At 69.8% G+C, this 12,216-nt stretch carries 12 protein-coding genes; 6 read left to right on the top strand and 6 right to left on the bottom strand.

All coding sequences use genetic code 11. The annotated features are described in order from the left end of the window. Nucleotides 1-40 precede the first annotated feature (40 nt). A complete protein-coding gene (locus tag ACOKR1_RS03350; RefSeq protein WP_422935352.1) occupies nucleotides 41-466 on the bottom strand; it encodes an Hsp20/alpha crystallin family protein in 426 nt (141 codons plus the stop codon). A gap of 136 nt (nucleotides 467-602) precedes the next feature. Further along, entirely contained in the window at nucleotides 603-3,428 is a 2,826-nt protein-coding gene (gene ppc, locus ACOKR1_RS03345) for a phosphoenolpyruvate carboxylase (protein ID WP_422935351.1), read from the bottom strand. A gap of 193 nt (nucleotides 3,429-3,621) precedes the next feature. On the opposite strand from ppc, the gene ACOKR1_RS03340 reads away from it, so the two are divergent. From ACOKR1_RS03340 to ACOKR1_RS03325, 4 genes are all read left to right on the top strand, one after another. Next, nucleotides 3,622-4,563: a pseudouridine synthase gene (locus ACOKR1_RS03340; protein WP_422936542.1), complete on the top strand. Its 942-nt coding sequence runs from the start codon at nucleotides 3,622-3,624 to the stop codon at nucleotides 4,561-4,563. A gap of 114 nt (nucleotides 4,564-4,677) precedes the next feature. Then, nucleotides 4,678-5,187 carry an O-acetyl-ADP-ribose deacetylase gene (locus tag ACOKR1_RS03335; protein WP_422936541.1) on the top strand — a complete coding sequence of 170 codons (510 nt, stop codon included), beginning with the start codon at nucleotides 4,678-4,680 and terminating at the stop codon, nucleotides 5,185-5,187. A gap of 219 nt (nucleotides 5,188-5,406) precedes the next feature. Next, nucleotides 5,407-6,132, top strand: a complete 726-nt coding sequence (locus ACOKR1_RS03330; RefSeq protein WP_422935350.1) for an NYN domain-containing protein — start codon at nucleotides 5,407-5,409, stop codon at nucleotides 6,130-6,132. Nucleotides 6,133-6,356: 224 nt separating this feature from the next. Continuing rightward, nucleotides 6,357-7,361 carry an NAD-dependent epimerase/dehydratase family protein gene (locus ACOKR1_RS03325; protein WP_422935349.1) on the top strand — a complete coding sequence of 335 codons (1,005 nt, stop codon included), beginning with the start codon at nucleotides 6,357-6,359 and terminating at the stop codon, nucleotides 7,359-7,361. Here ACOKR1_RS03325 and ACOKR1_RS03320 read toward each other — a convergent pair. Further along, on the bottom strand, nucleotides 7,358-7,669 hold the full coding sequence (locus ACOKR1_RS03320) for a hypothetical protein (protein ID WP_422935348.1): 312 nt from the start codon (nucleotides 7,667-7,669) through the stop codon (nucleotides 7,358-7,360). The genes ACOKR1_RS03325 and ACOKR1_RS03320 overlap by 4 nt on opposite strands. A 22-nt stretch (nucleotides 7,670-7,691) precedes the next feature. Between ACOKR1_RS03320 and ACOKR1_RS03315 the strand changes: the two genes are divergently transcribed. Next, nucleotides 7,692-8,351, top strand: a complete 660-nt coding sequence (locus ACOKR1_RS03315; protein ID WP_422935347.1) for a LysE family translocator — start codon at nucleotides 7,692-7,694, stop codon at nucleotides 8,349-8,351. Between the two features lie 45 nt (nucleotides 8,352-8,396). Here the strand turns inward: ACOKR1_RS03315 and ACOKR1_RS03310 are convergent, their stop codons facing one another. Next, nucleotides 8,397-9,539, bottom strand: a complete 1,143-nt coding sequence (locus tag ACOKR1_RS03310; protein ID WP_422935346.1) for an alcohol dehydrogenase catalytic domain-containing protein — start codon at nucleotides 9,537-9,539, stop codon at nucleotides 8,397-8,399. Nucleotides 9,540-9,691: 152 nt separating this feature from the next. Between ACOKR1_RS03310 and ACOKR1_RS03305 the strand changes: the two genes are divergently transcribed. Then, entirely contained in the window at nucleotides 9,692-10,528 is an 837-nt protein-coding gene (locus ACOKR1_RS03305; protein WP_422935345.1) for a DUF1684 domain-containing protein, read from the top strand. A gap of 150 nt (nucleotides 10,529-10,678) precedes the next feature. On the opposite strand, the gene ACOKR1_RS03300 is transcribed toward ACOKR1_RS03305, so the two are convergent. Together ACOKR1_RS03300 and ACOKR1_RS03295 are read right to left on the bottom strand one after the other, a co-directional pair. Then, nucleotides 10,679-11,563 (bottom strand): amino acid ABC transporter permease, encoded by an 885-nt coding sequence (locus ACOKR1_RS03300; RefSeq protein WP_422935344.1) that lies wholly within the window; start codon nucleotides 11,561-11,563, stop codon nucleotides 10,679-10,681. Then, nucleotides 11,560-12,204 carry an amino acid ABC transporter permease gene (locus ACOKR1_RS03295; RefSeq protein WP_422935343.1) on the bottom strand — a complete coding sequence of 215 codons (645 nt, stop codon included), beginning with the start codon at nucleotides 12,202-12,204 and terminating at the stop codon, nucleotides 11,560-11,562. Before ACOKR1_RS03295 ends, ACOKR1_RS03300 begins: the two co-directional genes overlap by 4 nt. Nucleotides 12,205-12,216 lie beyond the last annotated feature (12 nt).

Below are 12,216 nucleotides of genomic sequence, written 5' to 3'. Positions count from 1 at the left end.
GCCAACGCCCCCTGCGGCTGTCAGCACCGTCGGACAGAAATCAAGCGCGAATGACGTTGATTTTGGTGGATTGGGGCGGAGGCGCGGCCTGCGGCGGGATCGGAACGCGAACCTCGAGGACGCCGTCCTTGTACGTCGCGGTGACGTCGTCCTGCGTGGTGCCCTCCGGCATCGGCAGCGAGCGGGAGAACGAACCGTAGCGGAATTCGGAGCGATAGCTGCCCCGTTCCTTGTATTCGATCTTCTCCTCGCGCCGGGCCTTGATGTGCAGGGAACCCTCCGAGATGCTCACGTCGACGTCCCGCTCGGGGTCGATGCCCGGCAGTTCGGCGCGGACCACGAGCGCCTCGCCGTCGATCACCTGCTCGACCCTGATCTCCGCGCCCGAAGCCTCGCCCTGGAAGAGCCGGTCGAGGAGCTCGAACGGGCTCCGCCGCTGGTCGAACCACTTCGTCAGGTCAGACATGGCTGCCCTCCCTCTCCCGTCAAACGCTAGGGGCGGGCTGATGATGCGGACCGCCCGCTACGGTCCGCCTACACCAGTCCGCCATCTCCAGCTTGACCGCGGCCGAAGGGGACAGCAAGAGGCCAGACGGCCAAGGTCAGCCCGTGTTGCGGAGGCCCGCCGCGACGCCGTTGATCGTGATGAGCAGCGCGCGCTGGAGGCGCTCGTCGACCTCGGCGCCCGTGATGCTCGCCTCGCGGATGCGACGCAGGAGCTCGACCTGGAGGTAGCTGATCGGGTCGAGGTACTGGTCTCGGATCTCGAGCGTGCGCTTGAGCGTCGGGGAGGCGTCGAGGAGCTCGGACTCCCCCGTGAGCCGCTGGATCTCGATGACCGTGAGCTCGTACTCGGCGCGGATCGTCTCGAAGATGCGGTGCAGCTCGGCCGGCACGAGGCTCGAGACGTAATGCGAGGCGATGTCGAGGTCCGTCTTGGCGATCGTCATCTCGACGTTGGAGATGACCGAGCGGAAGAACGGCCACCGCTCCTGCAGCTCGCGCAGCTCCGCGTCCTTCCCGGCCTCGCGCGCGGCCCGCAGGCCCGAGCCCACGCCGAACCAGCCCGGGATGATCTGCCGCGACTGGGTCCAGCCGAACACCCACGGGATTGCGCGCAGGCCCTCGAGGCCCGCGCCGGAGTCGGGCCGCTTGGACGGGCGCGAGCCGATGTTGAGCTGGCCGAGCTGCTCGACCGGGGTCGAGGCCACGAAGTACGCGGGCAGGTCTGGATCGTCGATGAGTTTCCGGTACCGCGCGAACGCGGCGTCGGAGATGAGGTCCATGAGCTCGGCGTAGCGCTCGCGCTCATCGTCCGTGGTGCGGGGCGCGCGGTGCAGCGCGGTGCCGCGCATGACGGCGGCGAGGGAGAGTTCGAGGTTCTCCCGCGCGAGCTCTGGCAGCGAGTACTTGTCGCTGATGACCTCGCCCTGCTCGGTGAACTTGATCTCGCCCTCGAGCACGCCGTTCGGCTGCGCCATGATCGCCTCATACGTCGGGCCGCCGCCGCGGCCCACCGAGCCGCCGCGCCCGTGGAACAGGCGGAGCCGCACGCCGTGCCGCGCGGCCACGTCGCGGAGCTTGCGCTGCGTCTTGTGGATCTCCCACTGGCTCGTGAGGACGCCGGACTCCTTGTTCGAGTCGGAGTAGCCGAGCATGACTTCCTGGACGTCGCCGCGCAGCCGCACGATCTCGCGGTACGCGGGCTCGGAGAGCAGCTGATCGATGATCTCGGCCGAGGCGCGGAGCTCCTCGACCGTCTCGAGGAGCGGCGCGAAGCCGATATGCGCGTACGGCGCCTCCCCGTACAGCCTCACGAGGCCGGCCTCCCGGGCCAGGAGCGCGGGGGCGAGGACGTCGTCCGCGCCGCGGGTCATGGACACGATGTACGTCTCGATGACGTCCGGCCCGTACACGCGGCGGGCCTGGCGGATCACGCGCATCGTCTCGTACACGCGCGCCGCGTGGCCCGGCAGCTCGACCGGGTGGCCCGAGAGCGGGCGGCGGCTCCCGAGCTCGAGGGCGAGCACGCGGCGGCGCTCGGCACGCGGCAGCTCGAGGTACGGGCGGGAGAGCTCGCCGAGCGGGTCGAGCAGGAGGCCGACGGCCTCGTGGTGGTAGTCGGCGTGCTCGCGGATGTCGACCGTCGCGAGGTGCAGCCCGAACGAGGCGACGACGCGGCGCGCGGTGGCCAGCACGCCGTCGGCCGCCAGCTGGGCCGCGTGCTCGCGGAGGGAGCGCTCGAGCACGGCGAGGTCCTCGGCAAGCTGCGAGGTCGCGGCGTAGTCGCGGCCCGGCTCGTGGGCCGTGCCCGCGGCGATGCGGCGGCCCGTGTTGAGCAGCTTCGCCTTGATGCACGTGAGCTTGAGCCGGTACGGCTCCTGCGCGTTGAGCTCGAGGACGCGCTTGTCGAGGCCGGGCAGCTTCGCGAGGTCGGTCCCGATCGAGTCGAGGAGCTCCTGCTCGACGCCCGCGAGCGCGGTCGAGTTCGAGAGCATGCTGATGAGCTCGTCGACGAGCTGCACCGCAATCCGCACGGCCTGCTGGCCCTGGAGGCCGAGGATCTCGCGCGTGACCTCGGGCGTGACGTTGGGGTTCCCGTCGCGGTCGCCGCCGATCCACGAGCCGAAGCGCAGCGGCGACGTGCTCGCGGGCAGCTTCACGCCGTGCTCGGCGAGCAGGCCCGCGAGCTCGTCGAGCACCTCGGGGAGCGGCCCCGCGAGGATCTGCCCGAGGTAGTAGACCGCGTTCCGGGCCTCGTCCACGGGGCTCGGGCGCACCTGCCGGAGCTCGTCCGTCTGCCACATCTGGTCGATGATCTCGGCGAGGTGGCGGTCCTGGCGCCGGCGCAGCGTCGTGCCGTCCGCGGACGGGACGGAAAGGATGTTCGAGATCGCGTGGAGCTTGTCGAGCACGGAGCGGCGCGATGCCTCCGTGGGGTGAGCCGTGAACACGGGCCGCACGTCGAGCGCGTCGGCGACGTCCTGCAGCACGCCCGGCCCGGCCTGCTCGGCGATGTCGCGCACGGCCGCGGCGAGCCAGCCCTCGTCCTCGGGACGCTGCCCGAGCTCGCGCACGCGGTGCAGCTGCTCGGCGGCGTTCGCAAGGTGGAAGTAGAACGCGAAGGCGCGCACGAGCTCGGTCGCCTCGTCGAGCGGCAGGGAGGCGAGGAGCTCGCGGACCTGGGCGGCGACGTCGGCCGCGTTCCACGGGCCCAGCGCGCCCGCGCCGCCGCGGGCCGCCTCCTTGGACTCCTTGGTGAGGAGGCGCACCTCCTCGACGAGGCGAAGGAGCTCGGGCCCGTGCTGGCGCACGAGCGATTCGCCGAGCAGAGTGGAGACCCGGCGGACGTCCGCGCGGAGTTCGGCCGCCGGGCCGTTGGGGGCCGCGGCGAGGTCGCCGTGGTCGGTCGGGGAAAACGGGGGCATGCGGGCACTCCAGACGGATCGGGGCTCGTACGCGACGCCGGATACTCTGAGCCTGGGAGACTTACTCAGCGCCAGACACTACCCGAGCCTGAGCCGCGGACGCTTCGCATGTCCGCATGCTGGCTGCGCGCCCTAACCCTTTCTCACCCACCCACCCTCCTTCTCACCCACCCACCCTTACCCTTAACAAGTGATGAAATCCCCCCTCCCCGTGCGCGACGGCGTCAACGCGACGCGCCTGCGCCTTCCCGAGGAGGGGCCATGGGTGACCGCGCTCGACTACATGCTGCACCGTTGGGGGCACATCGATCCCGAGGGGATCCTTCAAAGGTTCGACGACGGCGAGATCGTCGCGGCGGACGGCTCGCCGCTGGACCGGGTCACCCCGCTCGCGGAGCACACGTTCATCTGGTATTACCGGACGCTCCCGGCCGAGGAGCGGCTCCCCGTCGAGCTGCGCGTCCTGCACCGCGACGAGCACGTGGTCGTGGTGGACAAGCCGCATTTCCTCCCCACGACTCCCGGCGGCACGTACATCCAGGAGTCGGCGCTCGTGCGGCTCCGCAACGAGCTCGACCTCCCCGACCTCGTGCCGATCCACCGCCTGGACCGCATGACGGCGGGCGTTCTGCTCTTCGCCGTCGACCCGGAGACCCGCGGAAAGTACCAGGTGCTGTTCGAGCGGCGGAAGGTGCGGAAGGAGTACGAGTGCGTCTCGCTCGTCCGCGATCCCGAGCGTTTCGGCTCGCCCGTCACGGTGCGGAACCGCATGGTCAAGTCCCGCGACTATCTGCTCGCCGAGGTGATCGAGGGCGCGCCGAACGCCGAGACGCGCGTCGAGCTCGTGCGGGCCGCGGCAACGGACGACGGCGCCGATGGTCACCCCGCGTTCAAGGCCCTGTTTCGCTTGGAGCCGCACACGGGCAAGACCCATCAGCTACGCGTCCACATGGCCGGGCTCGGCGCCGGGATCCTCAACGACCCGTTCTATCCCGTGCTCCTCGACAAGGCGCCGGACGACTACGCGCGTCCGCTCCAACTCCTCGCGCGGGCGATCCGGTTCCGTGACCCGATCAGCGGCCGCGAGACCGAGTTCCGGAGCAGCCTCGAGTTGCAGGACGCGCCAAGCAGCTGAGCTTGTCGAACTATTGACAATTTCTGTCAATGCCATCAACTTCGTGTCATGACTCTCAGCGAAGCCGTTGGCGAGGCCATTGGCTGGCTCCCCCTTGTGAGCCACACTGGTCCCATGAAGATCGACATCGTCACGGGTGACATCACCACCCGCCACGTCGACGCGATCGTCAACGCCGCCAACAGCTCGCTCCTGGGCGGCGGCGGTGTGGACGGCGCCATCCACCGGGCCGCCGGGCCCGAACTGCTCGCCGCCTGCGAAGAGCTGCGGCGCGGCGACTACCGAGACGGGCTCGCCGTGGGGCAGGCCGTCGCGACCCCGGGCTTCCGGCTGCCCGCCCGGTGGGTCATCCACACCGTGGGCCCCAACTGGCACGCGGGAGAGCGCAGCCAGGACCTGCTCCGATCGGCGTTCGCGGAGAGCCTCGCGGTGGCCGACCGCCTCGGGGCGCGATCCGTCGCGTTCCCCGCGATCTCCGCAGGCGTTTTCGGCTGGGACCCGCGCGTCGTGGCCCGCACGGCCATCGATGCCATGCACGCCGCCGAGACCAAGGCCGTGGAGCTCGTGGAGTTCGTGCTGTTCACGCGGGACCTCGAGGACGTGTTCGTCGCGGCCGCGGCCTAGCGCGCCAGACGACCCTCCGCCTCACCCGCCCGACTCACGCGCGCACCTCCGGCTAAGGGGCAACACTGCCTTGCCCGCCCCATGAGGGAGCACCGGAACGCGCCGTCGTTCGTCTTGACCACGATGGCGGTGACGGCCATGACGCGGAGGGTGGCAGGCCGCGCGTGGGCTCTTGGCGACAGCGATTAAGTGTCCGGGCCGCGCGCTAGGGTGGCGACCATGCAGGTCGGGATTTACATCGACGGATTCAACCTCTATTACGGGGGCCTTGCTCACTTCGGCAATGCGCAGGGGTGGAAATGGATTGACCTGCGCGCTCTCGCATCTCGGTACGCGGTCTGGCAAGGCGCGGAGGTTCATCGAGTCGTCTACTGCACTGCGCGCCTAAACGACCCCGCCGACCCAGGTCAGACGCAGCGGCAGGATTTCTACTTGCGCGCGCTTAAAGAGCAAGGGTCAGTTGATGTGATCGAGGAGGGCTACTACACATCCTGGGCCAAAGAATCAGTGATGACGGTTGAAGCCGCCGGGACCAAGGCGCCGACCACACTCCTGGACGCCCAAAACAGGCACCACTGGTCTACTGGCCTCAGGATCCGACGCAATGGTGACGGCGCGATGTTCGCGACAGTGCGAAAACGCGAAGAAAAAGGGTCCGACGTGAATGTCGCTACGCACCTACTTGCTGACGTGCTGCAGAAGCAGGTTGACGCAGCGATCATCATCTCGAATGACTCAGATCTCGCACTCCCGATCCGCATCGCCCGAAACCATGTGCCAGTTGGCGTCATCAACCCAGGGACGAAGCCGCTTGCCGGCGCCCTCAAGGGTCATCCACATGACGGGGTCGGTCGGCATTGGTGGCGACGCCTCGATCCTCAAGACCTGAAGCTATGCCAACTGCCGAACCCAGTTGCGGGAATCTCCAGACCCTCCAGTTGGTGACCGCCAGAAGGCACCTGTGTTACTGTTGCTACACCAACCCGCTCCTCCACGTGAGGGCGGGTCTTTTTTTCGGTCGGCGACGGGCTCCTTGAAATGCGACGGCAGCGGCAACGATCGCAGCGATGATCCCGACAGTGAAGTTGGCGAGCGCCCATGACCGGCCAAGCCTCCGCCCGCAGCGGAAAGGGGTTGGCGGAGCGCGGCGGGACTGGCAGCCTGCTCGTGTGAAGCTACTGGTGTTGGGCGGGACTGGATGGCTCGGCCGCGAGATTGCCGCGAGGGCCGTCGGCGACGGTCACCACGTGACCTGCGTGGCCCGCAGGAGCCGCGTGCCCAGCGGCGCAGCTTCCTTCCGGGCAAACCGTGACGACGACGCGGCGCTCCTGCCCCTCGCGGCAGAACGCTGGGATGCCGTGATCGACGTCGCGCGCGAGCCGGGACACGTGCGGCGCGCGGTCCGCGACCTGGCGCCGGTGGCCAGCCGCTATCTGTTCGTCTCCACCGTGAGCGTGTACGCGCCGCACGCGTCCCCCGGCGCCGACGAATCCGCCGAACGGGTGCCGCCGCTCGAGGCAGACACCATGAGCGGGCCCGAGGAGTACGGACCAGCCAAGGTCGCGTGCGAGGACGCCGTCCTGGCAGGATTCGGGCCGGAACGCTCGTGCATCGTCCGGCCCGGCCTGATCGCCGGCCCGGGAGACCCGACCGGCCGCACCGACTATTGGCCGTGGCGCTTCGCCCACCCGGCACGGCCGGGGGAGGTCCTCGTTCCGGACGCGCCCGAGCTTCCCGCGGCCGTGATCGACGTCCGCGATCTGGCCGGCTGGATCGTGGGATGCGCGGAACGCCAGACGAGCGGCATCTTCAACGCCGCGGGCCCGTCGGCGCCGTTCCCCGATCACCTCGAGTCAGCCCGGCAGGCCGCGGCGAGCGACGCGGCGCCGGTGGCGGCACCTGAGGACTGGCTGCTCGCGCGCGGCGTGGGCGAGTGGGCGGGACCCCGCTCTATGCCCCTCTGGTTCGCTGACCACTCGATGTACGGCTCGCGCACGCCCTCGACGGAGCGTGCCCGCGCCGCCGGCCTCTCGTTCCGCCCGCTTCCTCAGACCCTCCGGGACAGCCTGAGATGGCTCGAAGCGCAGGGCGACGGCGGCCACAGCGGTGCTGGCCTGACCGATGCCGACGAGCGCGAGCTCCTCGCGCTGCTCGCGGGCCAGGCGGGCCGCTAGAACCCGATCGGGACCCAGCGTCCGCGGCGCTGCCGGAGGACGCGCAGGGTGCCGGTCGTCGCGACGCCCTCGACGGCGTCGTGCATCGCGAGCGCCGATTCGCGCGCGGCGGCGGCTTCGTCGTCGTCGGACGCGGCCTCGACCAGAAAGCGCAGGGTGATCTCGGGGATCCCGCGCACCACGTCGAGCCGGGTCGCCTCGATGAGGTGCCGCGACGCGAGAGCCTCCTCCGCCGCTTGAAGGACCCGCTCGGGCGGCTGGCCCGGACGGAGCCCCGTGATCTGCAGGACGGCGCGGAAACTCGGCATAGCGCCACGGTACCGTTGAAAGGTGACGCTCCAGGATTCACTGCTCGGCTTCGCCGCGCTCGCCGCCCTCATCACGATCATCCCGGGCACCGATACGGCGCTCGTGCTCCGCTACACCCTGAGCCAGGGCCGGCGGCACGCGTACGCGGCGGCGCTCGGCATGATCTCGGGCGCGTTCGTGTGGGGCGCGGCCGCGGCGACGGGCGTCTCGGCCCTCCTGACTGTCTCGACCGTCGCCTACGACGTGGTCCGCTTCGCCGGCGCGGCCTACATGGTGTGGCTCGGCGTGAGCCTCTGGCGCGCCTCCTTCCGCAAGGGCGCCGGAACGGACGACGGCGGCCAACCAGTCCGCGGGCTTCCGCACCTGAGCTATGAGCCGCTGGGCCGCACGTGGGTGAAGGGCCTCTTCTCGAACCTGCTCAACCCGAAGTACGGCATGTTCTGCATCGCCGTGATCCCGCAGTTCCTCGTGCCCGGCGTCCCGCCCGTGTGGATGGGGCTCATGCTGACCGTGGTGAGCAACGTCGAGGCGGTCGTGTGGTTCATCGCGATCGTCGCGGCCGCTCACTTCTTCCGGAATTGGCTTGAGGGGCCGAAGTTCCGCACGTGGATCGACCGCGTGACGGGCACGGTGCTCGGGGCGTTCGGCGTGGCCGCGGTCCTCGAGACGCGCCACGCGTAGCCGGCTGCCCGCTGGGCGTCGCGCGGGGCCCGCGGGCGCCGGGCCCTAGAAGAGGATCACCTGACGCAGGGCCGTGCCGTCCGCGAGGGCGTCCATTCCCTCGTTCACCTGGTCGAGGCCGATCCGGCCCGAGACGAGCCGCTCGAGGGGAAGACGACCCTCGCGCCACATCGACTCGAAGACGGGGATGTCCCGTTCGGGAACGGCGGAACCGAGGTAGCTCCCGACCACGGCACGTGCACCCGCCGTCAGCGCGAGCGGCTCGATCTGGGACGTGGCGCCGGGGGCGGGCAGCCCCACCGTGACGAGCGTCCCGCCGACCCCGACGAGGCGATAGGCGGTCTCGAAGGCCCTCGGATGGCCCGCGGCCTCCAGGACGAGGTCGGCCTGGACGCCCTGTTCTTCGGCCTCGGCGGGCGCCAGGCAATCGTGGGCGCCCCACGCCGCCGCGAGCTCGAGCTTGTGGGGCGCGGAGTCGACCGCGACGACGCGGCGGCAGCCGATCGCGAGAGCGGTCAGCAGGCCTGCCATGCCGACTCCCCCGAGGCCCACGACGGCGACCGACGCCTCCGGGGTCGCGTGGCCGGGGTTGAGGAGCGCGCCGCCTCCGGTGAGCACAGCGCATCCGAGGAGCGCCGCGATCTCGGGCGGGACGTCGCTCCCTACGGGGACGAGCGAGCGGCGGTCCACGACGGCGTGTGCTGCGAACCCGGAGACGCCGAGGTGATGGGCCACCGGTGTGCCGTGAGACGAAAGGCGCGTGCCGCCGCTGAGAAGAGTTCCCGCTGCGTTGCTCTGGGATCCGCGGGAGCATGGCAGCCGCCCCTCGGTCCGGCACTCCCGGCATTCGCCACAGCGGGGCAAGAAGGTCAGGACGACCCGCTGGCCGAGTTCGAGGCCTTCCACGCCGGGCCCGCACTCGACGACTCGGCCGGCCGCCTCGTGCCCGAGGAGCATCGGCACCGGACGCGGCCGGGTCCCGTCGACGACCGAGAGATCGGAGTGGCAGATCCCCGCGGCCTCGATCTTCAGGAGGACCTCTCCCGGGCCAGGCGCCTCGAGGTCGAGCTCGCGCACGGCGATCGGTCTGCTGGTCGCATAGGGGCGTTCCCCGCCGATGCGCTCGAGCACCGCTCCCCGCACCTTCCGGACGGCTGCTTCCTGCGGCTGGACGGGGGACGCGCTCACTGTTCCTCCTCGGGAAGCGGGCCGGGACTCTCTGCGCCACCCTAGTACGCCGCTGGTAGTACGCCGCTGGGCGCGGCCCTTTCGGCGCTCGGGCACGGTTGCCGCCCGACAAGATCTGGGCATACGCGGCCCGTCACGGCATGCTTGGGTGCATGACTGAGACGATCGCCGAAGGTGCCGACAAGGACGCCCAGCTGCTCGCCCGCTGGCAGCGTTTCCGTGACAACCGCAATGCTGCCCTGGCCGAGGATCACGGCTGGCTGACTCTGACCTCGTTCCAGTGGCTCGAGCCCACGCCGTCGCCGGTTGAGCTCGTCCCTGGGCTGTGGTCCACGTCGGAATCTGTGGGACTCGAGGCCGCGGTGCTCACGGCCCACGCGGACGAGGGGCTCGTGTTCGACGAGGAGGGCGATCCCGTCGACGGGACGTTCAGCGCTCACCTGACCGAGGACGAGTCGCTCAACTGGGTACGCTACGGGAGCATCGTCGTCGAGCTCGCGATGCGGGGCGGCCGGTACGCGATCCGCACGCGCGATTCGCAGTCCCCCACGCTCACGGAGTTCCACGGCGTTCCCGTGTTCGACTACGCGCCCGAATGGGTCATCGAGGCCCACTGGGAGCCGTACCCCGCCCCGCGCGACGTGCCCATCTCGACCGCGAACCCGCTCGTGGAGGGCGTCCACCGCACGGCGGGCGAGGTCGTGTTCCACCGTCACGGCCATGAGTACCGGCTCCAGGCCGAGCAGGGCAAGCTCGGCGACCTGACCATCACGTTCCACGACGAGACCAACGGCTCCACGACGGACGACTGGCGCAAGGTCACGACCACCAAGCCCCGCCCCGACGGCAGCGTGGTCCTCGACTTCAACCGGGCCATCAACTATCCGAGCGCGTTCACGGCGTACGGGACGTGCCCCATGCCAGTCAAGGACAACTCGCTCGACCTCGCCATCGAGGCCGGGGAGAAGATGCCCGAGTCCACGGACTGAGTCGCCTCGCGTTGCGCCGTCACGTCCGCGGGGTGCGCACCCCGCGGACGTGACGGCGCAACGGGGCTCGCGTCAGCGGATCGCCGAGACCCCCCGTGGTGTCGCGGCCCAGCCAAGAACCGCTCGTGGCGGACGTGACCTTCCCGGCCGCTATGACGCGGAATGCTCGAGCGCCGGGAGCACGGCGGGGACGACGGCTGGAACGGGCTTCCGTTCGAGGCGGTTCTGAAGATGCGTGGCGAGCGCCGTGAGGCTCCCGCTCACCGCCAAGTACACGAGCGTGATGACGATGTACGTCGGAATCAGCTGGTTGAGATACGCCGTGAGGAGCTGCCCACGGTAGAGCAGGTCTGTGTACGCGACGATGTAGCCGAGAGTTGTGTCCTTCAGAAGGCTCACGAATTGCGTGAGGAGCGACGGCGAGACGTTCCGCGCGGCCTGGGGCAGGATCACGAAGCGCATGGCTTGCCCTCGGCTGAGGCCAAGGCTGAGAGCCGCCTCCATCTGCCCGGAGGGGAGGCTCGTGATCCCTGCGCGGAGGATCTCAGCGAACACCGCGGAGGTGGTGAACGTGAGGGGGATCGCCATCTTCCAGAGCGTGGGCGCGTTGATGCCTAGCTGGGGAAGGCCGAACAGCATGAGGTAGATCAGCAGCAGGACCGGCACCGTCCGCGCGACCTCGACGTAGAGCGAGCTGACCCAGCGGATCGGCGTGGACCGGCTCATCCTCCCGAACGCGAGGAACAGGCCAAGAACCCCTCCCAGCACGGCCACAACTGCGGCGGACTGGAGGGTGCCGAGCAGGCCAGCGCCGAGATAGGCCCAGACGGCTCCCGAAAGAAATGGAGCCCATTTTGCCGGGTCCAGCTGGCCATGGGCGGCGAACTGCACCGTCCCGGCAATCACGAGCACGGCGAGGGCCAGGAGGCTGGCAGCCGAACCGATCCTCATGTTCCGTCTGGTCTTCGGACCGGGCTCGTCGTAGATCCGGACGATGCTGTTGGCCGGGCGAGCGGTGTTCTTCCTGGTCTTCATCGGACGATCGCCAGCTTCCGTTCGAGGCGGCCGGCAAGCAGGCCGATGATAAGTGCGATGCCCATGTAGACGAGGCCTCCGGTGGTGTAGAGCAGGACCGGCTGCGCGTAGACCAGGTTGACCTTGTTCACGTGGGCCGTGAGCTCGACGACGCCGACGACGGCCGCGAGCGAGGTGTTCATGGTGAGCGCGATCATGATGTTGCCGAGCGGCTGGATCACTGCGCGGAACGCCTGGGGGACGATCACGAGGCGGAGCGACTGGCCGAAGGTGAGTCCGAGCGCTCGCGCGGCCTCGATCTGCCCCTGGGGCACGGTGTTGACGCCGCTTCGGACCGCCTCCGCGACGTAGGCCGACTCGTACGTGGTCAGGACGATGATTGCGGTCGGCACGATCGGCAGGATGAATCCCGCCGCGGGCAGCGCGAACACCGCGAGGATCAACAGCGCCAGCAGAGGGACGTTGATGAAGAACTGCACGTAGACGAAGGCTGCTCCCCGCAGGACGCGCAGCGGGCTGATCCGCGCCACGGCCACCAGGGCGCCCACGAGGATCGATCCCACTCCGGCCGCAAGCAGCATGAGCAGCGTCATGGCGAGGCCGTCGGCCAAGGATCCGAGGTCTTCGAAGAATGCGTTCATCTGGTCACTCCG

It is taken from the genome of Sinomonas sp. P47F7 (assembly GCF_049332655.1).
In the GTDB taxonomy this organism is placed as follows: domain Bacteria; phylum Actinomycetota; class Actinomycetes; order Actinomycetales; family Micrococcaceae; genus Sinomonas.
This window is presented reverse-complemented; position numbering and strand designations above follow the sequence as displayed.